The 23,665-nt window shown below is 43.7% G+C and carries 25 protein-coding genes; 9 read left to right on the top strand and 16 right to left on the bottom strand.

The window, feature by feature from the left end:
* Window positions 1–215 precede the first annotated feature (215 nt).
* Window positions 216–410: a hypothetical protein gene (locus L3V43_RS09410; protein ID WP_010605848.1), complete on the bottom strand. Its 195-nt coding sequence runs from the start codon at window positions 408–410 to the stop codon at window positions 216–218.
* A gap of 518 nt (window positions 411–928) precedes the next feature.
* Window positions 929–3,352 carry a zinc-dependent metalloprotease gene (locus L3V43_RS09405; protein WP_237116440.1) on the bottom strand — a complete coding sequence of 808 codons (2,424 nt, stop codon included), beginning with the start codon at window positions 3,350–3,352 and terminating at the stop codon, window positions 929–931.
* Between the two features lie 154 nt (window positions 3,353–3,506).
* Here L3V43_RS09405 and L3V43_RS09400 point away from each other — a divergent pair, with 154 nt between their 5' ends.
* On the top strand, window positions 3,507–4,475 hold the full coding sequence (locus L3V43_RS09400) for a class 1 fructose-bisphosphatase (protein WP_010374260.1): 969 nt from the start codon (window positions 3,507–3,509) through the stop codon (window positions 4,473–4,475).
* 67 nt (window positions 4,476–4,542) lie between these two features.
* Here the strand turns inward: L3V43_RS09400 and L3V43_RS09395 are convergent, their stop codons facing one another.
* From L3V43_RS09395 to L3V43_RS09365, 7 genes are all read right to left on the bottom strand, one after another.
* Window positions 4,543–5,382, bottom strand: coding sequence for a sulfurtransferase (locus L3V43_RS09395; protein WP_237116439.1), 840 nt, complete (start codon window positions 5,380–5,382; stop codon window positions 4,543–4,545).
* A 4-nt stretch (window positions 5,383–5,386) separates the two neighbouring features.
* Window positions 5,387–5,788, bottom strand: a complete 402-nt coding sequence (locus L3V43_RS09390; RefSeq protein WP_206471823.1) for an adenylyltransferase/cytidyltransferase family protein — start codon at window positions 5,786–5,788, stop codon at window positions 5,387–5,389.
* A gap of 248 nt (window positions 5,789–6,036) precedes the next feature.
* Window positions 6,037–6,456, bottom strand: coding sequence for a group 1 truncated hemoglobin (locus L3V43_RS09385; protein WP_069020563.1), 420 nt, complete (start codon window positions 6,454–6,456; stop codon window positions 6,037–6,039).
* A complete protein-coding gene (locus tag L3V43_RS09380) occupies window positions 6,457–7,284 on the bottom strand; it encodes a DUF3034 family protein (protein ID WP_102056042.1) in 828 nt (275 codons plus the stop codon). It lies immediately after the preceding gene.
* On the bottom strand, window positions 7,271–9,607 hold the full coding sequence (locus tag L3V43_RS09375) for an EAL domain-containing protein (protein WP_237116438.1): 2,337 nt from the start codon (window positions 9,605–9,607) through the stop codon (window positions 7,271–7,273). Before L3V43_RS09375 ends, L3V43_RS09380 begins: the two co-directional genes overlap by 14 nt.
* Window positions 9,604–10,236 carry a methylamine utilization protein gene (locus L3V43_RS09370; RefSeq protein WP_174170468.1) on the bottom strand — a complete coding sequence of 211 codons (633 nt, stop codon included), beginning with the start codon at window positions 10,234–10,236 and terminating at the stop codon, window positions 9,604–9,606. The genes L3V43_RS09375 and L3V43_RS09370 overlap by 4 nt, the downstream gene beginning before the upstream one ends.
* A 116-nt stretch (window positions 10,237–10,352) precedes the next feature.
* Window positions 10,353–11,453, bottom strand: coding sequence for a phosphoribosylaminoimidazolesuccinocarboxamide synthase (locus L3V43_RS09365; RefSeq protein WP_237116437.1), 1,101 nt, complete (start codon window positions 11,451–11,453; stop codon window positions 10,353–10,355).
* Between the two features lie 188 nt (window positions 11,454–11,641).
* Between L3V43_RS09365 and L3V43_RS09360 the strand changes: the two genes are divergently transcribed.
* The 3 genes from L3V43_RS09360 to L3V43_RS09350 are packed head-to-tail and all read left to right on the top strand — an operon-like array spanning window position 11,642 to window position 14,224.
* Window positions 11,642–12,334, top strand: coding sequence for an ABC transporter ATP-binding protein (locus L3V43_RS09360; RefSeq protein WP_237116436.1), 693 nt, complete (start codon window positions 11,642–11,644; stop codon window positions 12,332–12,334).
* The gene (locus L3V43_RS09355) at window positions 12,328–13,707 is read left to right on the top strand and encodes an ABC transporter permease (RefSeq protein WP_237116435.1); all 1,380 of its coding nucleotides are present in this window, start codon (window positions 12,328–12,330) and stop codon (window positions 13,705–13,707) included. Before L3V43_RS09360 ends, L3V43_RS09355 begins: the two co-directional genes overlap by 7 nt.
* A gap of 10 nt (window positions 13,708–13,717) precedes the next feature.
* On the top strand, window positions 13,718–14,224 hold the full coding sequence (locus L3V43_RS09350) for a DUF3299 domain-containing protein (RefSeq protein ID WP_010605860.1): 507 nt from the start codon (window positions 13,718–13,720) through the stop codon (window positions 14,222–14,224).
* Between the two features lie 99 nt (window positions 14,225–14,323).
* Here the strand turns inward: L3V43_RS09350 and L3V43_RS09345 are convergent, their stop codons facing one another.
* Entirely contained in the window at window positions 14,324–14,557 is a 234-nt protein-coding gene (locus L3V43_RS09345) for a hypothetical protein (protein ID WP_010374281.1), read from the bottom strand.
* A gap of 254 nt (window positions 14,558–14,811) precedes the next feature.
* Here L3V43_RS09345 and L3V43_RS09340 point away from each other — a divergent pair, with 254 nt between their 5' ends.
* From L3V43_RS09340 to L3V43_RS09325, 4 genes are all read left to right on the top strand, one after another.
* Window positions 14,812–15,129: a helix-turn-helix transcriptional regulator gene (locus L3V43_RS09340; RefSeq protein ID WP_010374283.1), complete on the top strand. Its 318-nt coding sequence runs from the start codon at window positions 14,812–14,814 to the stop codon at window positions 15,127–15,129.
* 45 nt (window positions 15,130–15,174) lie between these two features.
* The gene (locus L3V43_RS09335) at window positions 15,175–15,348 is read left to right on the top strand and encodes a hypothetical protein (RefSeq protein WP_167310199.1); all 174 of its coding nucleotides are present in this window, start codon (window positions 15,175–15,177) and stop codon (window positions 15,346–15,348) included.
* Between the two features lie 283 nt (window positions 15,349–15,631).
* Complete coding sequence (locus tag L3V43_RS09330) at window positions 15,632–16,315, top strand: hypothetical protein (RefSeq protein WP_237116434.1); 684 nt, start codon at window positions 15,632–15,634, stop codon at window positions 16,313–16,315.
* A gap of 44 nt (window positions 16,316–16,359) precedes the next feature.
* Window positions 16,360–16,584: a hypothetical protein gene (locus L3V43_RS09325; RefSeq protein WP_010605864.1), complete on the top strand. Its 225-nt coding sequence runs from the start codon at window positions 16,360–16,362 to the stop codon at window positions 16,582–16,584.
* A 71-nt stretch (window positions 16,585–16,655) separates the two neighbouring features.
* Here the strand turns inward: L3V43_RS09325 and L3V43_RS09320 are convergent, their stop codons facing one another.
* The 6 genes from L3V43_RS09320 to asnA form a co-directional block, all read right to left on the bottom strand.
* Window positions 16,656–17,246: a biliverdin-producing heme oxygenase gene (locus L3V43_RS09320; RefSeq protein WP_237116433.1), complete on the bottom strand. Its 591-nt coding sequence runs from the start codon at window positions 17,244–17,246 to the stop codon at window positions 16,656–16,658.
* Between the two features lie 120 nt (window positions 17,247–17,366).
* A complete protein-coding gene (locus L3V43_RS09315; protein WP_010374286.1) occupies window positions 17,367–17,759 on the bottom strand; it encodes a RidA family protein in 393 nt (130 codons plus the stop codon).
* A gap of 10 nt (window positions 17,760–17,769) precedes the next feature.
* Window positions 17,770–19,872, bottom strand: a complete 2,103-nt coding sequence (spoT, locus tag L3V43_RS09310; RefSeq protein WP_010605866.1) for a bifunctional GTP diphosphokinase/guanosine-3',5'-bis pyrophosphate 3'-pyrophosphohydrolase — start codon at window positions 19,870–19,872, stop codon at window positions 17,770–17,772.
* A gap of 248 nt (window positions 19,873–20,120) precedes the next feature.
* The gene (gene rpoZ / locus L3V43_RS09305) at window positions 20,121–20,396 is read right to left on the bottom strand and encodes a DNA-directed RNA polymerase subunit omega (protein WP_010374289.1); all 276 of its coding nucleotides are present in this window, start codon (window positions 20,394–20,396) and stop codon (window positions 20,121–20,123) included.
* 102 nt (window positions 20,397–20,498) lie between these two features.
* Window positions 20,499–21,122 carry a guanylate kinase gene (gmk, locus tag L3V43_RS09300; RefSeq protein WP_010605867.1) on the bottom strand — a complete coding sequence of 208 codons (624 nt, stop codon included), beginning with the start codon at window positions 21,120–21,122 and terminating at the stop codon, window positions 20,499–20,501.
* 927 nt (window positions 21,123–22,049) lie between these two features.
* The gene (gene asnA / locus L3V43_RS09295) at window positions 22,050–23,045 is read right to left on the bottom strand and encodes an aspartate--ammonia ligase (protein ID WP_102056035.1); all 996 of its coding nucleotides are present in this window, start codon (window positions 23,043–23,045) and stop codon (window positions 22,050–22,052) included.
* Window positions 23,046–23,206: 161 nt separating this feature from the next.
* Here asnA and asnC point away from each other — a divergent pair, with 161 nt between their 5' ends.
* Window positions 23,207–23,665, top strand: a complete 459-nt coding sequence (asnC, locus tag L3V43_RS09290) for a transcriptional regulator AsnC (RefSeq protein ID WP_010374296.1) — start codon at window positions 23,207–23,209, stop codon at window positions 23,663–23,665.

The following is a 23,665-nucleotide window of genomic DNA, read 5'->3' as shown; positions in this document are numbered from 1 at the left end:
GGCAGCTATGGGCTACACATCCACGGTATTTGGATGATATAGGGACGTTTAATTAGATTTTTTTTGGGGGGGTAAAGCAAAGCTCCAAAGTGCTACAAAAAGACATAAAAAACCTAACATCTGAATTAACCCCCAATGTTGGTCTCCAACCATTGGGGGTCGGTTCAAGCTAGGTGACTTTTTAATTTATCTATATTTTAGATAAGAATATGAGATTACATCTCTGGTCTATCAGTGTTACAGATTTCAATCGATAATGTATAAGTCGTAGGTCTGTCACAGTCGATTGAATTCAAGTTGCAGTTGTGTGTGACGAAACCACCACCAATTGCCGGAGTTGCCTTAACTGGCAGTGTTTTATTATCACGAGATAGGTTTTTGATGCTTTTTTTAGTTAGATGTAGTTTCATTTTCAATATTCCTGTTGAATTAGTAATTAATTATTCTGATATTTTTATTAGATTGAATACTAAAGATAATGTCACCATTGCTACAAAATACAATGTGCAGTGGATTATTCATAAGACATGACTCAATAGCATTAATTAAAGTTATCAAAATAGGAACTAGGTATCAACGGATTTTTGTACGTTTTTAATACCAACTTGCTTAATTAAGCTCTCTATTTTAAAGCGAGAAAGTCTTGTCAATAGCACAGCTACCGCATCCTGCTAGCACCAAGGTAACGACATCCATACAGATAAGAAAAACTTTCTAATCAATTGTTTTAAATAATAAAATCTTAAAATCAGCTGCGTCAAACTTGCTCCTTCAAATTAAGAAAGAAACTAGTATAAGTTCAAATGTAGCTGAAGATTTTTATTATTTTTTAACATGGCAAACGAACGCTTATGCGTTAATTTGCCATTATTATAGAGTGGTAAAGGTAAGCTTAAAGTAGCCAACCCTTCTTTAAATCCAAGATCGTTTAGATCGGTGAGCCTGGTGGCATTTCAAGCGCTTTAAAGCTTTCAGGCCACTCTCCTGAATCTAGGTAGCGATTAATTTGCTGTGCGAGCATATGTTTAAACGCTTGCTCAAAAGCAACATCGCTAAATACCGACGACTGATTAAAGTCTTTCGCAACTTTTGCTAAATAAAACTTTAATTGCGCCTGAACTTCAGGTGCGACTTTATCGTTGTGACTCAGTTTTACAAGCTGAGTTGCACTTAGGTATTGCACTCGTTGCTGTAGCTTTTGAGCCATACCTTTGCTGCCTGACTGGGCAAATACCTGCTGATATAAAGCATCTAAAAGTGCCTGTGTACCAAAATATTGGGGATCACGTGCGTGCTGCTGTGCAAGACGATTTAATCGCTGTGGGTTAAGCAGCAAGTTAAGACTATGCTGTACGGCGACTTCTGGTAATGCCATCGCATCTAGGGTTAGCCCAGTTCTCCCTTTAATACTTTCGCGAGTTTTGTACTCACCGTAAGCCTTAGGAGGTATTAACGCCAAAATAGAGTCAGGAATAGTCAACGCCGCAGGCGACAGCGTACTCAAAAGCGCATTGGCCGCATTTTGCTGCGCCTCTTTAGCCACAACTTTCGCCCCTTTTATTACCTCGTCACCGCGAACTTCATAGTCGTAATCCACGCCGCCAATCAATTTTACTGCAGCTTCAACTTGATAACGATGGAAAAGATACAGTGGTACCAGTTTCTCCTCTAGCTGCGACAGAGCAACTCCTTTTTGAATGCTGTGAATACCAAAGCTATTCAACGCCTGCTTGCGAACATCCAACACACGCAGTAATTCGGCAGCAGGATCTGCCCCATTATCCCAAAGGTGTGCCGTTGGGTGCGCTCCGCCTTGTGCTCTGGCGTCTGAATCAGAGATAAACTCAAGCCCTTGCGCCTTATTTTCAGCAAGAATAGCTGCAAGCTCAGTGGCTTCATCAGCGCCAGCGAAATCACTATAACCATATTTAATCACTTGTGTATCCCACACGCCCATGCCTTTTGCGTAGCCCTTGGTAATATCAAGTTGGCCATTTTCAAATCCCACCAGCGGATGAGGATAGTCCATGACTGACGCGCGATCCTTTACCGACGCTGAGAAGTTGTGTGCAATGCCCAACGTGTGGCCAATTTCATGTGCACTCAACTGACGAATACGGTCTAGCGCCATAGCATGAAGTCGCTCAGTCACCTCATTACCCTCAACAAATGGTGCAGAAAGTGCTTCGGCGATAAGAATATCTTGACGGACACGCAGCGAGCCTAGCGTCACGTGCCCTTTTAAAATTTCACCGGTACGTGGGTCAATCACCGACGCGCCGTATGACCACCCACGAGTAGCACGATGAACCCACTGGATCACGTTATAGCGAATATCCATAGGATCGGCATTATCAGGAAGTACTTTGACTTGAAACGCATTTTTGTAGCCAGCAGCTTCAAATGCTTGATCCCACCATTTAGCACCATCAAGTAATGCTGTTTTGACCGGCTCAGGTACGCCAGGATCAAGATAGTAAACAATTGGCTCTACGGCCTCCGAGACTTGTGCAGTTGGGTCTTTTTTCTGTAAACGGTGGCGTGGGATATAACGCACAAACATTGACTGTCCAAGCGGTGCTGAGTAATCCTTATGCTCGATACTCCAATAACCCGATTGCGGATGAAACGCACGTGGCTGGTAGTTATCGTCAGGCAGCTCAATTAAAGAGTGGTGCTGATGTACTGTAAGCGCATAAGGATCTGCACTCACCTGACGTACATATTCACCTGGCTTTGTCCCTTTGAAAGTCAATACGGCTTCAAGTTCTGTGTTTTTAACAAATGCCTTTGAACGCGACATAAACACAGCGCTGCGGCTTGAGTCTAAGCTAAAACTACCTTGATTACGATTTGCCAACGTGCGAGAAACACCATGCACATCGCTGAGTAGATAAGGCGTGTAGTCAACCAAAACACTGTCTTTATCTTCTGCGACCACGTTGAACCCGTGTAGAATGCTTGAAGCAAAAGCCTCTTTAACGCTTTGCTTTTCGGCCATATTATTCGCACTTGCGCGATAATACGTGTTGATAGCACGCAGCATGACCTTATCACCAAAACGTTCAAACTGAACTAAGTGCGTACCGCCTAGCTGCCCGCGGTCTAAGCCGATATCATTGGAACCTACACCATAAGGTAAACTATGCTGTAACAAGAAAGGGGCGTCTAGTTTGTCGATGTCTAAGTACAGTTTGCCGCTCGAATCATCGCTATAGAAGGCGTAAAAACCGGGATGATGATTAAAACTGGCAGTAAATTCATCAATAGACTTAATTGCTGCGTGTGCTTGGGTTATCATACACAGTAGCAAAGCGGATACAGTTTGAGTGAAGCACGTTATTTTTCTCATAGCTGCTCTTTGTTATTTATGGTTTTGAGGCTTAACCTCAGTTGTATATGAAATCGTATACAATTTACAGTCTTTCAAGACGAATTACAGCGCTGTTTATGGCACCTCTCACACTATTTATTGCCATAAACACAAGGTGATCAGGATTTAAAAAATGCGTAGACTCCCTCCGGTGTTAATTGAAGATGGTTGTTCTCGTGAGTTGGTTTCTCTAATCAGAACCATTCTCGCGGCATGTAAAGAAATATCGTTCCGTGTTGGCCAAGGTGCACTTTCAGGTGTATTAGGTTCAACCTTAGATGAGAACATTCAAGGTGAAACGCAAAAGAAGCTCGATGTACTTTCAAACCAGCTATTGAAAGATATTTTGCTTGAATCTGGCTATGTCAAAGCCATCGCTTCTGAAGAAGAAGATTACACCGTCGCCGGCAATCCAAAAGCGAACTATATTGTCGCTTTCGATCCGTTGGATGGTTCATCCAATACCGACATTAATTCACTAGTTGGTACTATTTTCTCTATTATGGAAGCCCCTGAAGGTTCAGATCCTAGCGATCCTGCAATCTTTATGCAGCCAGGTCATAAACAAGTAGCAGCAGGCTATGTGTTATATGGCCCATCAACCATGTTAGCGCTATCAACCGGCAAGGGAACTCGCTTGTTTACCCTAGACAAAACACACGGTAGCTTCCTACTCACGCAAGACTTTGCTGCCATTCCTGAAGACACCAAAGAGTTTGCCATCAACGCTTCAAACCAACGCCACTGGACCCCAGCAATGCAAAACTACATTGCCGATCTACTTGAAGGTGAAACCGGACCGCGTGGTAAAAACTTCAATATGCGCTGGATTGCGGCAATGGTTGGCGATGTTCACCGCGTATTATGCCGTGGCGGACTATTCACTTATCCAGAAGATCGCAAAGATCCAAACAAGCCATTTAAACTTCGCCTACTTTACGAAGCCAATCCAATGGCGATGCTTATCGAACAAGCAGGCGGTATTGCCCACACTGGGCGTGAACGCATTTTGGATATTCAACCTGAAGAAATACATCAACGCGTTGGTGTTATCTTAGGTTCAAAGCACGAAGTTGAAGCGTGCCTTGCTTATCATAAGTGATCTATTTTGAAGCGAGAAAATAGCTCGCTTCGCAAATGAAAAAGGTGCCATTGGCACCTTTTTCACATTAAATAGTGGTATAACTCGTCTCAACGGGCACATCGGGATCAGCGCCCCATTCACTCCACGAGCCGTCATATACCGTCAAATGTTCATAACCTAGCTCGTCAGCCACCAGCGCTAAAATACAAGCTGTAACCCCTGAGCCACAAGAGAATATCAGAGGCTTAGTTTTGTCCTTTGATAAGTCGCTATATAGCACTTCAAGCTCGGTGAGTGGTTTAAAGCAGCCATCAGCATTTAGCAAACTCGTATATGGTAGGTTTTTACTTTTAGGTACATGACCGCTGCGCATATCTACACGAGGCTCTTGCTCTTCACCAGTAAAGCGCTTTGCACCTCTAGCATCAAATAGATCACTCAGTTCAGCATCAATATTACTAAGCACAGCCGCTTTATCGACAAATGCTGTTTCGTCATATGCAGCGACAAAGTTTCCTGCTTGTTGGACTTGCGCGTATGCTTGACTCAAAGAGTATTGTTTTTCACACCAAGCAGGTAATCCGCCATCCAGTACATACACTTGTTTATGACCCATCATTTTGAGCATATACCAAGCTCTGGCAGCGCTAAACATGCCCTTATCATCGTAAGCGACTAACACATCATGTTGGTTGATACCAAGCTGTCGCATTTCTGCTTGAAATTGAGCTGGACTGCAGCACATATTGGGTGATGTAGCATAGGGATTAGCTAGCGCACCACTAATATCAAAACGCAGCGCGCCTTGAATGATTGCAGGGGCGCTATAAGGGCCTGACTGACCCGGTTTTACAATGCCAGCATCCAATACTTTCACTTTGCCAAGGTTTGCAAAGAGCCAATCCCTATCGACCACATGCTTCATGCTATTACTTTCCTTCGGGTCTGCGCACGACCTCTATTATTTCCGTTGTTGAAATTGATGGGGTGCGTTCTAAGTAAACCACATCACAGATATCTTTATATATATCGAACTTACCTTTCCAATCATCACCCATCACCAGAACATCCGCATCAAAGTCTTTGATATATTGCGCTTTTAGCTCCAGAGATTCCTCCACAAACACCTCATCTACAAATCGCAATGAGCTAATGATTTTTAGGCGATCTGCTATTGAGTATATTGGATTTCTACCTTTTTTCGAAAAGTTAAGTTCATCTGATGAGATCCCCACAATAAGATAATCACCCAGTGCTTTCGCTCGCTCTAAAATATTGACATGACCAACGTGGAATACATCAAAGGTTCCAAATGTGATAACTTTTTTCAACTTGGCTCTCTTTCTAATCAGCACGATTTGAGCTGTAACCCACTATGGCATTTATTTGTTGCTAAAACCGTGACGAACTTTACGACAATTTGGCTATTAGATTACAGAATTAAGCATCAAAATTCAGCTTATACTTTACTCTTTTGGATTAAGAACAATAATTCCAATAAACAACACAATTTATCTACAAGGACAAGTTTACTAACAAAATACAAACAAACCTCTCTGCAAGCTTTTTGCTATCGAGCCTACAGCTTGATCACTTCACTTCGCATCGGTGCTAGGCGGGCCAGAACTTGATTTTGTAGAGAGTGAGCAATCCCAACCTCATTCATTGCGTTGATCAAGAGATCAACCACTCGATTAAAGTCAGACTCACTAATAGCCATGCCGGTGTGGATCTGCACCATGCTATCACCTTCATAATCACAAGGGCCATCTAAGGTATCGCACAGATGAGTGATAAACCCTTCACGAAAGTGCCTAACATTGGACTCTCTAAAATACGGTAAAATAACATCATCATTGCCAATCTGTTTAATAAACGCGTCTACTAGCTTTTCTGCGCCGGCGTTACCCCCTATTTGCTCATATAGGGAGGTTTGTGGAGTTGAAGCACTACACGCCACGAGGAAAAGCAAGATTGCCGTTAGTGATAGCCATTTCATTTAAAAGTACCCCGTAACAGATAGATACCAACCCGTTTGAGAAGGTTGCCCTGCGATTTTTCCAAGGTCTAGCCATGCCGCCGTAACACTTACTGACTTATTCGGGATCCAAGCGACAAATACATCTTTCCAATCTGATTCACCAAGTCCAAGGTTATTGGATTTTTGGCGGTATTCTGCACCGACAGCCCAATGCCTAGATAAAAATACTGCGCTGCTGGCTTCTAGTTGCCAAGGCGCACTGTCGTTAGCCCCACCATAACCTAGTATGCCAAGTTGATTAGCTCTAGAGTGCCTCATCGTAATATTCCAGAACCAGTTATAACCGCCTACAGCACCCAAATGCAGTTTGCTTGCAGCTAAGTAATAATCCGTTCCTGAGTCTTCTTCAGCGCCAAGTAAATTGGCAACCGTTGCATCATCCAAGGACTTATGCTGAATACCAAAGCTCAATTGTGGATATTTACTGTAGACGATATCGCCATATAGCCGCACCTTAGCACCGACAATATCTTGCTCAATATCAAGATTAAGCGCATCCACATCGAAGTTTTGTCGAGCGAAACTTAACTCTACGCGATTGAATAAGTTGGCTTGAACGCCACACACATCGAGCTGGTAGTCTTTTAGGCTAGCTCGGCTACAAAACCCGCTCGCCGACCATTCATCTTCCGAAGCATATCCGGCAAGCTGCGCCCATGGCACAATACCGCCACCGGCACTTCCCTCAACCTGTGACACCCCGGGAGTCGCTAGTAACTTTCCTGTTGCGGCGTAAGTTGGTCCGCATACTATTAAGCATGCGGCAAAAACATTAGCCCACTTCATTATATCTCCCCAGCCACAGGTCAAAGTCTGCGGCTTTGAGTGGCTTACTTAGATAGTAACCTTGTGCATAATCACACTGCATTGACTCAAGTAGCTCAAGCGATGCTTTGTCTTCAACCCCTTCCGCGACCACGCTAAAACCAAGTTGGTGACCAAGCGTGATAGTGGAGCGCACAATAAACTGATCTTTTTCCGATTGGGCGAGCTTTAAAATAAATACCTTGTCGAGTTTCAGCTCATCAATAGGTAACATTTTTAATCGACCAAGGGAGGTTTGACCGACACCATAATCATCAAGCGAGACCTGCACGCCAAGCTGTTTAAGCGCTTGGAGAACCGCAATGCCTTTTTCCTCATTCTCAATCATGTCTCGCTCAGTAAGCTCTATGGTGATCAACTCAGGTTTGACGTTATATGTGTCTAGTAGCGTCTTAAGATGAGACAAGAAATTTTTATCTGCAATGTCTTGTGCCGATACATTAATGGCAGCCTTGATGCGTTCACCTTGGCGTACCCAATTAGCAACTTGAGACACCACAGTCTTTACTACCCACTGAGTTAACTCAACAATCAAACCTGATTGCTCGGCAAGATCGATAAATAGTTCGGGCGACACCCATTCGCCATTTTTACGTTGCCAACGAATAAGAGACTCAACCTTATCAATACGATTGGTTTTCATATTTAGCTTTGGTTGGTAGGTCATAAAAAGCTGACCATCGTCGTTGGCAATAGCGTGTTTTAGTTCATCAATAATTTGCAGGCGCTCTAGGTGGGCTTCATCTTCACCAGATTGGTAGTAGTAAACATCATGACCATCGTGCGCTGCAGTATCAACTGCTATCAAAGCCCGGCGAACAACATCCTCGGGAGTATGCGCTTGTTTGGGGTAATGCACTACGCCGATACTAAAGTGAAGCGAAATATCTAACCCCTGCACAGTGTAGGGCTTGCTCAGACCTTGATTTAGCATCTCAGCGCATTCAACAATACCGAGCACAGCACTTTGCGGATCGGCACACGCACTCGCTGGATGTGCAACTAAAAACTCATCACCACCAAGCCTAACATTCAATCCGCCTTCTGCTGTATTGATCTCCGCTATCCGTTTCGCCACGGCTTTAATACAATCATCTCCTACCCGAGGGCCGAGCTTGTCATTGATATGGCGCAATCCCTTTATGTCTATGGCAATAAAGTAATACTCTGCACCACTGCTGAGCATACTATGTAGTTTATCCAAAGCCGCATTACGATTAAAAAATCCAGTTAAATGGTCATGACTGGCTTGAAAGCGGATCTGCTCTTCACGCTCTTGAATGTCTTCGCCCATATCATTAAAAGCGTCAACAAGCTGGCAAATTTCTTGGGTCGGTCGAGCCTCTTCCAGTTTGGCTGAGTAATCCCCTTTAGCAAAGCGTTTTGCCAACTCAGTAAGCTTACTAAGCGGTGTCGTAAGATTCTTGGCAACAATACCACTGGTGATAAAACCAATAAGGATAGTACCGAGGGAGAGTAAAATAATGGTCAACACCATTTTATCGAATTCTTGATACTGAGTAGTTAAATCCGCACTGAGTACCAAACTCACCGGGTTACTCTCAAGAGAAGGTAAGCTCACCTCTGCACTTTCATATACCGGATACTGGCTAAGCCAACGTGTCGTTTTTTGCGCCGCTAGGAAAGTAAATAAATCACCACCAAGTGCAAGAGTAGTCAGCGAACTTGCTTTTAGGTTATCAGCGGCACCAACAAAGCTCGTTTCCATTCCTGTCAGCTCTTTGAGCTCTAACGCCACAGCAGATCCAACCTCAAAGCCAATAATTGAGTATGCAATCGTCCTAGGTGCGCGCACAGGCAAAATAATCACTTGATACAACTGCTCACTAAGCACCACAAAAGCTGAGTGGTCGGTGTGGCTTTGCAACGCTTGCATCCAAGTTCTGGTGTCGCTCGGGAAGTCGAGTCCTTCCCTGTTAGCGGAGATCAGGTCGCCTTTCACATCCAGCAGCAGCATTAAGTCGGCATCAATACGGCGGGAGTGATTAAGCAACACACTACTGATGGTTTGTGCATCTCTCGTCGCGACTGCCTGTTTAAAGCCAAAGTCGGCGGTCAGTACAGTCGCTGCGGTAACCAATAGCTGCTCTCGCGCTTTTAAATACTGTTGATAAACATTTTGTGCCACTTGAATTTTTCTTTGCACTTGCGCTTCATTGAATTTACTTGTGGACCACCAAAAACTTGCCAAGCTCATCCCCGCCGTGACAAGGATCAGCAAAATACAGAGACTAATTATTTTATTTTTAAAGCTGTTATTCATTCATGTTGTCCAAAGCGCTCGCCAAAGGTATTACGCGGCGCTGGATAAGTTGTTTTTATTGTTACGGACATCGGCTCCATAGTGTTCACTATTTGCACGGTTTGCCGACTATCTATGTCATTATCTTGATAAGGATGCCATACCGTTACTTGTTTCGTAGAATTCGGCAAAGTTACCAGTCCATTCGCATCAGATACCAATACTTGCTTGTCATCTGCAATGTAAATATAGCCCACCATAGAGTCGTGAATGTTACAACCTAACACCACTACACCAGCGTTTTCAAACTTAAGCGGTTGATTTGGCGTGCCAGCGTATAGCTTTAGCTCAAAAGGTTTCACCGCAGAAAACGAATAAACGTGATGACGGATATCATCGCTATTGGGAAAATTAACCAATTGTCCTTTTTGAATAGTGAGGATGAAAGGAACAAACTGTTTATTGATTTGATCCATAACCGCCACTGCTTTTGCTGCTGACTCAACAGGCTCGTCCGTCAATTCAACAACGGCGTGCTGCAAGGGCTTGCCGCTGCCATCTAGCACTGTTAATTGCCCAGCATTTGCGCAGCTTGAATCTAAAAGGAATAAAAAACAAAAACTTAGTAGGAGTAGAACAGACGTTCGCATATCTGACTCTATTTTTTGCAACAATTAGGTTAAGTAAAAGAGACCTTGCAATGAAAAGCAAGTGAATTGAGGAAATTGCCCTAATAAACTTGTCTATAAGGGCAATTGAAAAAGAATTAATCTATTAAACCGTACTGCTTATCAAGAATATCAATAACTTCTTGGCGAGGATCAGCAGGGATCGTTAGTTCACGGCCAACGATTTTACTTGCGATCCCAACGTAAGTTTCGCTTACCGACATCATCACAGATTCTGGCAATAGATAGTCGCGAGCAAGCGCTTCTCGCTCAGGCATGCGATCTTTATTCAGCAGCACATCGCTATCTGGTACGTTGTTTATCAATAGCTGGCGGAAACCTTCTTTTGAGTTTTCAACGATCTTACCATCACGATAAGCAGGGCCATCCCAAATACGTGACGAGTCAGGCGTACCGACTTCATCAATGTAAATTAGGCGCTCTTGGCCGTCTTTATCTTCAACGTAACCAAACTCAAATTTAGTATCAACAAAGATCTGATCAAGCTTCTCAAGCTCTTTACTGATCAGGGCAAAGCCTTCGGTTAGCAACTGCTCGTACTTATCCACATCTACCGCAGATTTAAAGTTGAACGCTGCAAGGTTATCTTCGATGTTTTTACGAGAGATGTTTACGTCATCCACTTCTGGTACGTCTGCTAAACCTTTGATGATCCCTTTAGTTGATGGTGTGATTAAGACATTATCTAGCTTTTGATTGGCCTCTAAACCTTCTGGTAATTGCAAGCCACAAAACTCCCTTACGCCCTTTGCGTAATCGCGCCACATGCTGCCGGTAATATATTGACGCGCAATCGCTTCAACTCTTACCGTACTGGCTTTGCGCACAATCCAAACATAAGGATGTGGAATATCAACAATGTGATTACCTGCAAGGCCAGCTTTATCAAAAAGTGAAAACCAATGTGAAGCAACGCTGTTAAGCGCAATGCCCTTACCCGGTACACCGTTAAGACCATTTTCACCCTGCCAAATACAATCAAACGCTGAAATACGGTCTGAAATGACCATAATTGCCAGCTCTGTACCAACCGGGACTTGATAGCCTTTTTCTTCAATTAAACGTGCACTGTCGGCGTCGGTTAACCAATAAACTGAACGTACTTTACCACTGTGAACCGCACCTTTAGTGCGAATTGGAAGATCGTCATTAACGTCTAAAACTTTGTAGCTACTCATTGTTACTCCAATGACAGGATGCGCCTTGCTAAAGGGCACAAAATAATGAGGGGGTTAGGGTCGCTATAATAGTCGAGCTGAACAAAAATCACAATTTAACTTACACGCTTGTTGTTGAACTTAACTTAGTTTTGCTTTAGTCATTATTGTTATACCATCACAACATTATTTGCCAGCGTTGAGGCGTTATGCTTACGATATCTCAATTACAGTTTACATGGCCTAAGTCGAGCACCCCGGTGCTAACCATACCTAAGCTACATATCGCCCGAGGTGAACACGTGTTTTTACATGGTCCAAGCGGCAGCGGTAAATCGACTTTGCTTGGATTGATTGCCGGCACCTTGGATTGCCAGCAGGGAGAAATTGAAATTGCAGGTACAAACGCGAGCGCACTGAGCCGTGGCCAACGAGATAAGTTTAGAGCCGACCATATAGGTACTATTTTTCAGAACTTTAATTTATTGCCCTATTTGTCGCCAGTTGAAAACGTTACCCTTGGCTGCGAATTTTCCAAAAAGCGCAGGCAAAACATTTCCTCACAGAATAAATCGCTTGAGCAGGAAGCCAAACTTCTGCTCTCTGATCTTGGTATAGACGAGCACACTCAGCAGCGCAGTGTCGCGGAGTTAAGTATTGGCCAGCAGCAGCGCGTAGCCGCCGCTCGCGCATTTATTGGCAGGCCCGAAATCATTATTGCCGATGAGCCAACCTCAGCCCTCGATGCCGACAGCCGTGATGGCTTTATTAAATTACTCTTTAGCCAAGCCGCGGTTTACAGTGCATCTATTCTCTTTGTCAGTCACGATAAAAGCTTAGCGCCGTTATTTGATAGGCAAATAAGCTTGCCTGATTTACAACAAGGAGCACCGCTATGCTAATCAAACTTGCGTGGAAAAGTACGCTAAACCGAAAAGCTAGCGTCGCCCTAACTCTAGTGACCATTGCAATTAGTGTCATGTTACTGCTGTCAGTTGAGCGTGTACGTCAAGACGCAAAATCCAGCTTCGCGAACACTATTTCTGGCACAGACCTGATTGTCGGCGCACGTACTGGTGATATTCAGCTATTGCTTTCAAGCGTATTTAGAATTGGTCATGCCAATAATGCCGTACAATGGCAAAGTTACGAGTATATCAAGGCACAACGCGGTGTTGCGTGGAGCATTCCCATTAGTTTAGGCGATAGCCACAAAGGCTTTGCTGTGCTGGGCACAGATGCAAGTTACTTCAGCCATTATCAATACGCTAAAAAACAGCATCTCACCTTTGCCGCTGGTCGACCATTTCACAATGGCCAAGAAGTGGTGCTTGGGGCTATGGTCGCAAAAAAGCTGGGTTATCAGCTGGGACAAAAAATCGTCATTTCTCATGGCATGGGCAATACCAGTTTCCATCATCATGATGACAATCCGCTGGTTATTTCTGGCATTTTGGCAGCCACAGGAACGCCCGTAGATAAAACACTACATGTGCCGTTAAGTGCCATAGAGAGCATGCATAGCTCAGGCCACAGCAAGCCATCTCGAATGGTTGCACGAAAGCAGGATGCAACGAACCACGAGCATGAGCATGAGCATGAGCATGAGCATGAGCATGAGCATGAGCATGAGCATGAGCATGAGCATGAGCATGACAGTAAAAACAATAGCGCTTTACTACACAACCTCGACTCTAAGCCCGGTGATTTAATCGGTTCAACAAAGCAAATCACAGCATTTTTACTTGGTTTTGAGTCACCACTTTATACCCTACAAGTGCGCAGAAATATTAATCAATATAAAGGTGAGCCTTTACTGGCAATTATGCCGGGGGTGACATTGAGGGAATTGTGGGAAATGCTAGATATTGTCGAAAAAATCCTGCTGCTTATCACCCTCGCGGTGGTGTTGATAAGCTTGCTTGGCATGCTAACCTCATTGCTCGCCACGCTGAATCAAAGGCGTCGAGAACTTGCTATTCTACGCTCCGTTGGTGCGCGGCCTTGGCATATTTTTACACTTCTCATTAGCGAAGCAATTTTTATTACCGTGTTAGGATGTGCTTTCGGTGTAGCGCTTTTTTATACCTTGCTCATTGCTGCCCAATCCAGCCTACAAAGTCAATTTGGCGTAGTCCTAAGTATCTCAGCGCTGTCAACCTATGAACTCACGCTACTAAGCGTTATTATAGGCGCAGGTACTTTGATCGGCGCCATTCCTGCCGCCCGTGCTTATTTTTACTCGCTTGCCGATGGCATGCAAATTAAAACCTAAGAGGATCAAGATGCAGTTAACCGCACGAACTCACGTTTTTTACTTCATTGCATTCATCACTGCGATGGTATTCAGTGGTATTGCAAATGCGGCACCACCTAAAGAGATATTCTGGGAAGATTTAATTCCAAAAGGGCATGTCCAGATCAGCAATCAAGACGCAGCAAGCCATGATGGCGCCGAACAAAATTGGGTGCAACCTGACTTAGATGCCCCAGTCGTCAAAGAGTTAGATGGTCAACTAGTCAGCTTACCCGGCTTTGTTGTACCACTTGAAGGTGACAGTGAAGTGATCACCGAATTTTTGTTGGTTCCCTACTTTGGCGCTTGTATTCACGTGCCGCCGCCGCCACCGAACCAAATCGTTCATGTCAAAATCAAAGGCGGTGTTCCGATTGAAAGCCTATATGATGCAATCACAGTCAGTGGCACGATTAAGGTTTCTACTTGGAAGGGCGACATCGCGCAAACAGGTTATATGATGGAAGCCAAAGGCGTCGCGCCATTTGAGCTCTAAAAGTCATATAAATCACTAAAAAAGAGTGCCAATACTTAATTGAGCTTGATTGGCACTCTTACCACTGCAAAACATACAATTTTATTTCTTTTATTTACCCTACTCAGTGGCAGGAACACTGGCATACACCAGTTCAATGAGATTATTCATGGTTCGCGACTTTTGCATATACGCTTTTTCCATATACGCCAGCTCCTGAAGCTCAAATAAGGTACTCTCTACAAGAGAAAACCACTTAGTGGTCGTCTCAGCTATCTCAACCTCTCCGCGACTCGATTTTTTAAGTGCTTCATAGAGAATATTTAAGTCGTTATATTGACGTAGATAATCCATATCACCCTCAGTCAGTTGTTACCCTTGTTTCATTTCACACTACAGTAACAAAAGCCTCGCTAAAAAATCTTGTCGAACCAACTTTTCTATTAAAATGATGAAAATAAAGTGAAAAGTATACATATGTTCTGAAGCGATATATCCATAATTGACTAATTAAATTTCCTCTTGCAGAAACATTTTTATTGATTACAATTACAAATTAACAAAGATTACACATAAAAATAACTTGGGTGGCACTGAGCAGACTCCCCATGCAAGAAAGGACTAAATTGGTGGGCAATCCCTATTTTAAATATAACGGTGACGACCTTAGAAGAATGCGCCTTGCTGCCCAAAAAACCACGCAGCAAATGGCTGACCTTGTGGGTATTAGCCGCCAAACCTACGAAAACTATGAAAATGGTGTAAGCCGTATACCTTGGGATCACTTTCAGGTTTGGTGTAGGTACTGTGATATTGACCTTTCTCCCATTATTAAGCAGTTTCAAGCGCTACGGAGCTTAATTAGTGATACCCAATTAAGACGCAAAAGCCCGACCTCTCCTGATGCAAAGAAAATGGAAGAGTAAGTAATCATGTTATCAGCTGGTTTAAGTAGTAAAAGGATTAAAAGAATGAAATTTGGAATGCAAAAAAAACTTAGTAAGGCAATAAAAATCAAAAAGTTACCAATGTATAGTTTAAAGTCCATTAAAGGTGGCAGCCTAGGAGTGGTTAAACATGACCCTCGAACTTCCTCTATGGCTTCTCATGGCGGAACAGTAGTAGATCCAAAACTAGGCACATAAGCTACTTCAGCTTTACAAAATATTCTCAATAGGTGAGTTTCAGAGTACAGTATTAACGATTTTAACCACTGCAAAAACTAAAAGGAATACTGCCATGATACTTTTGAACCACTTTAAGACCCATAAAAGCCTTATTTCCACAAAAAATAAAATAAACAGTATACAACTTATTGGCACTAAAAGCGCGAGTCAGGTTAGAGGTGGCAGCACAGGAAAACAGGTGGATGATCCCAAACTGAACCAACCGAACTCCGATGACGGTGCTAATTAAAGGGAATAAATAGTGAATAAAACGTATTATTTTGCAATTGTTTTTGCTCTGCTGTGGTGCTTTTTAGCATTCGTACATCATTCTTTCGGGCGCTTCGTTGACATACCTATTTTACTTTTAATTTTATCGTTTACGTTCCTGGCCAGAGAACAGTTAAATATTCAACATATTAGTACCTGTATTCTACTGGTTATGCTCATAGAGCTGGCAGGCTTTGAGCTGATATTAGCTAAACTACTAGTTGATGAAAAACCTTTCTATCAAAATCTAGCAATTTATTTACTACAGTTAATGTGCGACCTATGTCTATTCTTTTATTTTAAAAATAGAGTTCGCTTATCCTTATATTATGTTGAACGACGCAACCCTGCTCAGCGTGAATATATCTACATGACACATGCGGATATCTTATTGGTGGGTGTTTTCTTCCTATTTATACTCGTAGATATAGCTGCTTTTTCCGAGAACATAATTCGTAACTTAGAGTATTTGGGTATTGAAGAAAGCTTTGCAAAACAATTCTGGCATTGGGGTTTTGTATTCAATAGTTATCCATACCTAAAATCTGTATTGCTTTCTCTCGTCATAACCACTCTATTGGCTACTATCTATGTTGAACGTTTTCGTCCTGCGCCAATTAAAGAAAGTGAAGAAGACTTAACGCTTAAAAAATCCGAGCCACAGCATAGGTCATAGTGATCTGTGCTGCTTTTACCCTAAATCAATTGAAGGAATAAACGATGGATTTAAAACTGAACAAAAAGCAATTGAAGTCATTAGCAGGTAGTAAGCTAATTTTGGATAACAACAAGACCCGTGAGATTGGTGGTGGTTGTTCCTACTATTGTAGTCGCGACTTAAACTGTGACACCGATGGCCCAACGATGGCCTGCCCATCTAAGGAGTTAGCGTGTGTTCCTGAGCCAAATACATTACATTGTGATTGCCCAACCAATATGTGCTAGTCACTAACCTGTCGCGACACTATGTCGCGACAACAACCCTGTTATTCTCCGTTCAACTTATACCAATTGTATTAAGCATAGACCTCTGCTTGATACTGCTGAAAACGCATAAAGGCCTGACGAGCGCCGGTGATCAATGCATCTTCTTGCGTACTAGTTAACTCAACCGTATCGATAAATTGAATTAAGTGACGCCACGCACTGCCGCGCCCGGAACCTGGGCCTGCTAAGTAACGCGCACCATGCTCACCTGTGACAGGCAAACGCGCCTGCACTTGACGCCCAAGCATTGCGGCCCCGACCTTAGAGCCTTCAACGACATAAAGCGCCCCCAAAGCAGTCGCAAACTCGGTTGAAGTTGTGATAAACGGCGACAAAGACGGCACAGGTAATGTGTGCTGTAAGTCAGCAAAGTCCTGCTCCAACAACCCAAGCCGTCGGCGCGATTTGAGATCGTCAATATGCATAGAGAGTTCACGGTGATCATATAATGCAGCGACATCGTTAAGAAACAGGTACTGAAGAGTCAAAAACTGGAGATAACGCTCAATGCTGGAAAACGGGTCTTTTGCCATAATGCTGCTATCTATACTGTCATGAAGATCAGCAGTACTTGTTTTTAATTTCAATGCACGGCTAGTAAGTGCGCTTGCTGCGGTCATGGGACTTCCTGTAATGTAATGCGAGGGGAAAATGAATGGACTGTGTTGGCTTTATGAAAAGCCGCTCCAGCGATTGACACTGGAGCGAAGAGATATATCTAACTATTAGTTAACCTGAGGTTAGTTAGTTGAAGGTAACTCCATAATGCCATCAATCTCAACTTGTGCGCCTTTTGGTAGTTCTTTTACACCAATTGCAGCACGAGCTGGGTATGGCTTTCTAAAATACTGAGCCATGATCTCGTTGACCGTTGCAAAGTTACTCAGATCAGTTAGGAAGATATTAACCTTAACCATATCTTGTAACTCGCCACCAGCCTCTTCACATACTGCGATAAGGTTTTTGAACACTTGGTGCGTTTGCTCTGCAAAATCTTCAGAAATAAATTCCATCGTCTCTGGTACCAATGGAATTTGGCCAGATAAATAGACAGCAGTACCAACTTTTACCGCTTGGTTGTAAGTGCCAATTGCTGCTGGCGCTTTATCTGTTGAAATAATAGCTTTGTTCATTAATGTTCCTTTATTTTTTACGATACACGCGTTGTACATCTGGCATCACTCGAATTCGGCGCATAATATCAGCGACATGAATTCGGTTTTTCACGGTAATACCTAAATCAATCACGTATAAATTACTTTCTTTTTCGTCCGTTGCGATTTCGACAATATTAGCTTGAGTCGTCGCAACCACATTGGTTAATTTAGCCAACGCACCTTGGTGGTTAATAATTTCCACACGCAGCGCTGCTATATATTCTTTCTCTGGGTTGTCTTCCCACTTCACGACGAAGTACTTCGAACGCTCGTTGCGCCAACCCTTAATATTTTTACATTCTTGGCGGTGAACCATTAGGCCTTTGCCTTGGCTCATATATGCTGTGATAGCGTCACCCGGCACAGGGCGACAACATTTAGCATAGGTTACCAACATGCCTTCTGTTCCGATTATCGCGGCTTTAGCACGTTTAGCAATATCTTCTACCGCATTATCATCTTGCAGTAAACGCTTCGCTATCAATACACTCATGATATTGCCACAGCCAATCTCAACCAGCAGCTCCAACAAGGTATTGAGGTTATGCTCTTCAAGTACGTTATCGATTTGCTCTTGAGCAATATCATCTAGCTTATACTCACCCAGTGCCGAGTCGAGTAAACGACGGCCTAGTTGGATCGCTTCTTCTTCTTGTTGGCTCTTGAGATAATTGCGGATCCCAAGGCGTGCTTTACCCGTTACCACAAAGTTCAGCCAAGTAGCGTTAGGGTGTGCACCTGAGCTAGTAATAACCTCGACCGTTTGGCCGGTATCGAGCGCTTTACTCAAAGGATAAGGCTTACGGTTTACACGAGCACCCACGCAGGTATTACCCACATCGGTATGCACAGCATAGGCAAAATCTACCGCCGTTGCGCCCATAGGTAACTCGACAATACGGCCATCTGGCGTAAAGACGTAAATTTCTTCTGGGAATAATTCGGTTTTAACGTTTTCCACAAATTCAAAAGACGAGCCTGCACTTTGCTGTAGCTCAAGTAAGCTTTGCATCCACTGACGCGCACGCTGCTGCGCGGTATGGCCGGCATTATCGCCTGACTTTTTATACATCCAGTGCGCCGCTACCCCTTTATCCGCCATATGATCCATATCGTGAGTACGAATTTGGATTTCTACCGGAATACCGTGCGGACCTACCAGCGACGTATGAAGCGACTGATAACCGTTGGTTTTCGGTACGGCAATATAGTCTTTAAAACGAGTTTCAATTGGCTTATATAAATTATGTGCAACGCCTAGCACACGGTAGCAAGTATCTAGGTTGTCGACATTGATCCTAAAGGCGTAAATGTCCATCACCTCGTTAAACATTAACTCTTTATTCAGCATCTTGCGGTAAATACTGTATAAGTGCTTTTCACGGCCTTTTACTGAGCCTTGAATACCCGCTTCTTCCAGTCTAGATTCTATCTCAGACTGAATATTGCTGATCACTTCTTTACGATTACCACGTGCTTTGGCGACTTCTGAACGTAACGCACGATAGCGCATTGGATATAACGCCTGAAACCCGAGATCTTCTAACTCATTTTTAATATCATGAATACCAAGACGGTTTGCAATTGGTGCATAAATCTCTAGTGTTTCGCGGGCAATTCGACGGCGCTTGTCAGGACGCAAAGCACCTAGCGTTCGCATATTGTGCGTTCTGTCTGCAAGTTTAATAAGGATGACACGAATATCCTGCGTCATCGCCATGATCATCTTACGATAGTTTTCGGCTTGGAACTCTTTTTTATCTTTGAAGCTCAGTTTATCGAGCTTTGACACCCCTTCCACCAACTCAGCGACCGTATCACCAAAGATCTCTGCTAAGTCGTCTTGGCTAAAGTCAGTATCTTCAATAACATCGTGCATCAGCGCAGCCATGAGTGTTTCATGATCAAGCCTCATGCTCGCAAGGATCTGGGTTACTTCTACTGGGTGAGTGATATAGGGCTCACCGCTAGAGCGCGTCTGTCCCTCGTGTGCCTCACGGGCCACGACATAGGCTTTTTGCACCAAATCGACGTCTTCTGGTGACAAATATTCTGAGATTTTCTTTTTGAGGCCTTCAAACAGATACATTCACACTCCAATGTTTCAGAGAAGCTATACTCGGCGAGTATAAAACGGGTTACAAGCTAGTTACTTAAGAATATACGATGAAACACCAGCAATGCCAATGAACAATTTATGCTACTTGTTAGGAAGTTAAAGGCGTTACGCGTTGTGTAATGTGCTGGCGATTTATACCAATTTGCTTAATTTCAATTGCTATAAAACAATAATGCCAGCAAAAAAGCTGGCATTATTGAATCTAGACAGTGGTTGGATTAGCGATTGCCACCAACGATTGCAGCTACTGCGGCAAGCTCTGCAGCTTCTTGATGCTGCTGCTCTTCACGGTCGATAATATCAAGCGAGTCAGTGGTTACAAAACCTTGCTCAATTTCACGTAGCGCGATTACGGTTGGCTTGTCGTTTTCAGCATCAACCATAGGATCTTTACCGCCTACAGAAATTTGGCGAGCGCGACGCGCTGCTACTAAAATCAAGTCAAAGCGGTTACCAATTTTATCTACTGCATCTTCTACAGTTACGCGAGCCATCGAAGCACTCCAAATTCAGTTCATTATGCAAAAGGCTAGTTTACTGTATGTCTAGCCTTTCGCCAAGTATTGATGGTTAAAAAACCTCAGGTTTAAAAGTAATTATTTTAGCAAGTCAGCGATAAGCGCTTGATGACGGATAGACTGTGCTTGTTGCTCAAGTCTTGCGGCAATCACAATATGTTCAAGCTCACCGCGTGTTTGCTCAAAGTCATCATTGACAAGAATATAGTCAAACTCGTTGTAATGTGAGCTTTCTGATTTCGCTTCAGCCATACGACCTGCGATTACTTCTTGAGAGTCTTGACCACGACCATTTAAGCGCTTTTCTAGCTCCGCAGTTGAAGGAGGTAAAATAAAGATGGTCTTTACTTCAGGCATCAACTCACGCACCTGACGCGCACCCTGCCAGTCGATATCTAAAAACACATCAATACCAGCGGCAAGCTGATCTTCTATCGCTTGTTTTGAAGTGCCGTAGTAATTTTCGAATACTTGCGCCCACTCAAAGAAATCGCCTTTATCGATCAGCTGCTTAAATTCATCAACCGAGACAAAATGGTAATGTACGCCGTTTTCTTCGCCTGGACGAGGAGCACGCGTAGTGTGAGACACCGACACTTTAATATCGTCGTGCTTTTCCAATAACGCTTTGATTAAACTTGATTTACCCGCACCAGAAGGCGCAGAAAGGATAAACAGATTACCGCGTGTAGGTGATGTCATAGTCATTCTCAACAATAAGTACCGGCCGAGTAATATTGGTTTACTCAAGTCTGCCGCAGAGCTAAAAGCGGGCATTATACCGAGTAACGTATAAGAATACACTAGGGATGAGAATAAGGAAAAGTCGAGGAATAAATTCAGCGTTGTGAGTAACCCAGAAACCTATCACTGTGCTAAATTTATTCCTCTAAAACAGAATGTTATTTTGCTGTGTAAAGCTGCTCCTACCAAGGTATTCACCCCGTAGGAGCGAGTTCACCTCGCGATCTTTTAACTGCTCGCCGCGTAAAGCGGCTCCTACCAGAGTATTCACCCCGTAGGAGCGAGTTCATCTCGCGATCTTTTAACTGCTCGCCGCCTAAAGCATCTCCTACCCAAGTATTCACCCCGTAGGAGCGAGTTCACCTCGCGATCTTTTCACTGCTCGCCGTGTAAAGCAGCGCCTACCAAAGTATTCACCCAGTAGGAACGAATTCACCTCGCAATCTTTTAACCGCTCGCCGTCTAAAGCATCTCCTACCAAAGTATTCACCCAGTAGGAGCGAGTTCATCTCGCGATCTTTTCACTGCTCGCCGCGTAAAGCATCTCCTACCAAGGCATTCACCACGTAGGAGCGAGTTCATCTCGCGATCTTTTAACCGCTCGCCGCGTAAAGCATCTCCAACCAAAGTATTCACCCAGTAGGAGCGAGCTCATCTCGCGATCTTTTCACTGCTCGCTGCGTAAAGCATCTCCTACCAAAGTATTCACCACGTAGGAGCGAGTTCACCTCGCGATCTTTTCACTGCTCGCCGCGTGAAGCGGCTCCTACCAAAATATTAACCCAGTTGGAGCGAGCTCACTTCGCGCTCTCTTAATAGCTCGCCGCGTAAAGCAGCTCCTACCAGAATGTTCACCCAGTAGGAGCGAGTTCACCTCGCGATCTTTTAAAGCAAATCAGCTACGCTGCTACTTACTTCTTCAGGCCATACCCCAACTTGTACCTGACCAATATGCTGCTTTTGCAACAGCAACATCACTAAACGCGATTGGCCAATACCACCTCCTATGGTTTGTGGTAATTCCCCCGCTACTAATTGTTGGTGCCAATCTAAGCTCAAGCGTGCTTCGTCATCGGTTAATTTAAGCTGTCTTGCAAGTGAGTCAGGGCAAACACGAATGCCCATTGATGAGATTTCAAATGCATCTTCTAGCACTGGGTTCCACACCAAAATATCACCGTTAAGCCCTTGATATTTATCGCATGTTGGCGTTGACCAATCGTCATAATCCGGCGCGCGAACGTCATGAATCTTACCATCACCAAGCTCACCACCAATGCCAATTAAAAATACCGCGCCATATTCTTGGGCAATCGCCTTTTCACGTTGCTTGGCAGTAAAATCTGGATACATAGTGCGTAATTCTTCACTGTGCACAAAGGTAATTTTCTCAGGGAGGAATGCCGCAATGCCAAACTCATCCTCAACCACTTTTTCCGTTGCTTTAATTGAGCGATAAAGGGTTTCTACCGTTTCTTTTAGTTTTGCCAGCGAACGCTCACTGTTTTCGCAAATCACCTTTTCCCAGTCCCACTGATCCACATAGACAGAATGGATTGGCGATAGCTTATCTTCGTCTGGACGTAGCGCTTTCATGTGCGTATAGAGGCCTTCGCCTTTAGCAAAACCATAATCGCCTAGTGTTTTACGCTTCCACTTAGCAAGTGAATGCACTACCTCAAACTGCGCATCCGGTAGCGTTTTCACTTTTACCTGTACCGCCTGCTCGTGGCCACTTAGGTTGTCTTGAATACCGTCGCCCAAACGCGCCAAAATAGGCGCTTGTACTTCAACTAAACCCAATTGCTCGGTTAGCTGTGCTGAAAATACTTGTTTTACTCGTGCTATCTGTTTTTGTGTCTCTTGATACTTGCTCAACATGGTTAGGTCCTCATTCCCGAATTTGTCGTTTTGTTGAGTCTATATTTAAAGAAACCGACACAAACATCAATAACCCTCAACAAAAACACCTTTACATAATTATTTTCATCAAAAATATGCTATAAATTTTATATAAACGATAATTGTTAATGGATATTTACATGGAAAATTATGAGATCGACAATCTGGATAGATCCATCCTTCACGCTTTAAAAGAAAATGCACGAACGCCCTACGCGGAATTAGCAAAAAGATTTGCTGTTAGCGCCGGTACCATCCATGTTCGGGTCGAAAAAATGAAGCAAGCGGGGATCATTGAAGGGACTCAAGTGAGCATTAATGCCAAACGACTTGGTTATGATGTCTGCTGTTTTATCGGAATAAACTTAAAACACGCTGGCGACTACCCGGGAGCCATCGCACGTTTAAAGGAATTTGAAGAAGTTGTTGAAGCCTACTACACCACGGGCAATTACAGCATTTTTATCAAAGTGATGGCGCGCTCCATCGACCACCTTCAAGATGTGCTTATTAATAAAGTGCAAACCATTGAGTCTATCCAGTCAACCGAAACGCTGATCTCACTGCAAAACCCAATTCAGCGTACCGTTATGCCCTAG

Origin of the sequence: Pseudoalteromonas sp. L23, from assembly GCF_021728455.1 — a bacterium.
Taxonomy (GTDB): domain Bacteria; phylum Pseudomonadota; class Gammaproteobacteria; order Enterobacterales; family Alteromonadaceae; genus Pseudoalteromonas.
Note: the sequence above shows the minus strand (reverse complement) of the source record. Positions and strands in the feature narration are given on the sequence as shown.

Bases quoted from the DNA above. Each gene is read 5' to 3' on its own strand.
- L3V43_RS09410 (WP_010605848.1), bottom strand. From the start codon at position 410: ATGAAACTACATCTAACTAAAAAAAGCATCAAAAACCTATCTCGTGAT.
- L3V43_RS09405 (WP_237116440.1), bottom strand. From the start codon at position 3,352: ATGAGAAAAATAACGTGCTTCACTCAAACTGTATCCGCTTTGCTACTG.
- L3V43_RS09400 (WP_010374260.1), top strand. From the start codon at position 3,507: ATGCGTAGACTCCCTCCGGTGTTAATTGAAGATGGTTGTTCTCGTGAG.
- L3V43_RS09395 (WP_237116439.1), bottom strand. From the start codon at position 5,382: ATGAAGCATGTGGTCGATAGGGATTGGCTCTTTGCAAACCTTGGCAAA.
- L3V43_RS09385 (WP_069020563.1), bottom strand. From the start codon at position 6,456: ATGAAATGGCTATCACTAACGGCAATCTTGCTTTTCCTCGTGGCGTGT.
- L3V43_RS09380 (WP_102056042.1), bottom strand. From the start codon at position 7,284: ATGAAGTGGGCTAATGTTTTTGCCGCATGCTTAATAGTATGCGGACCA.
- L3V43_RS09375 (WP_237116438.1), bottom strand. From the start codon at position 9,607: ATGAATAACAGCTTTAAAAATAAAATAATTAGTCTCTGTATTTTGCTG.
- L3V43_RS09370 (WP_174170468.1), bottom strand. From the start codon at position 10,236: ATGCGAACGTCTGTTCTACTCCTACTAAGTTTTTGTTTTTTATTCCTT.
- L3V43_RS09365 (WP_237116437.1), bottom strand. From the start codon at position 11,453: ATGAGTAGCTACAAAGTTTTAGACGTTAATGACGATCTTCCAATTCGC.
- L3V43_RS09360 (WP_237116436.1), top strand. From the start codon at position 11,642: ATGCTTACGATATCTCAATTACAGTTTACATGGCCTAAGTCGAGCACC.
- L3V43_RS09355 (WP_237116435.1), top strand. From the start codon at position 12,328: ATGCTAATCAAACTTGCGTGGAAAAGTACGCTAAACCGAAAAGCTAGC.
- L3V43_RS09350 (WP_010605860.1), top strand. From the start codon at position 13,718: ATGCAGTTAACCGCACGAACTCACGTTTTTTACTTCATTGCATTCATC.
- L3V43_RS09345 (WP_010374281.1), bottom strand. From the start codon at position 14,557: ATGGATTATCTACGTCAATATAACGACTTAAATATTCTCTATGAAGCA.
- L3V43_RS09340 (WP_010374283.1), top strand. From the start codon at position 14,812: ATGCAAGAAAGGACTAAATTGGTGGGCAATCCCTATTTTAAATATAAC.
- L3V43_RS09335 (WP_167310199.1), top strand. From the start codon at position 15,175: ATGAAATTTGGAATGCAAAAAAAACTTAGTAAGGCAATAAAAATCAAA.
- L3V43_RS09325 (WP_010605864.1), top strand. From the start codon at position 16,360: ATGGATTTAAAACTGAACAAAAAGCAATTGAAGTCATTAGCAGGTAGT.
- L3V43_RS09320 (WP_237116433.1), bottom strand. From the start codon at position 17,246: ATGACCGCAGCAAGCGCACTTACTAGCCGTGCATTGAAATTAAAAACA.
- L3V43_RS09315 (WP_010374286.1), bottom strand. From the start codon at position 17,759: ATGAACAAAGCTATTATTTCAACAGATAAAGCGCCAGCAGCAATTGGC.
- spoT (WP_010605866.1), bottom strand. From the start codon at position 19,872: ATGTATCTGTTTGAAGGCCTCAAAAAGAAAATCTCAGAATATTTGTCA.
- rpoZ (WP_010374289.1), bottom strand. From the start codon at position 20,396: ATGGCTCGCGTAACTGTAGAAGATGCAGTAGATAAAATTGGTAACCGC.
- gmk (WP_010605867.1), bottom strand. From the start codon at position 21,122: ATGACATCACCTACACGCGGTAATCTGTTTATCCTTTCTGCGCCTTCT.
- asnA (WP_102056035.1), bottom strand. From the start codon at position 23,045: ATGTTGAGCAAGTATCAAGAGACACAAAAACAGATAGCACGAGTAAAA.
- asnC (WP_010374296.1), top strand. From the start codon at position 23,207: ATGGAAAATTATGAGATCGACAATCTGGATAGATCCATCCTTCACGCT.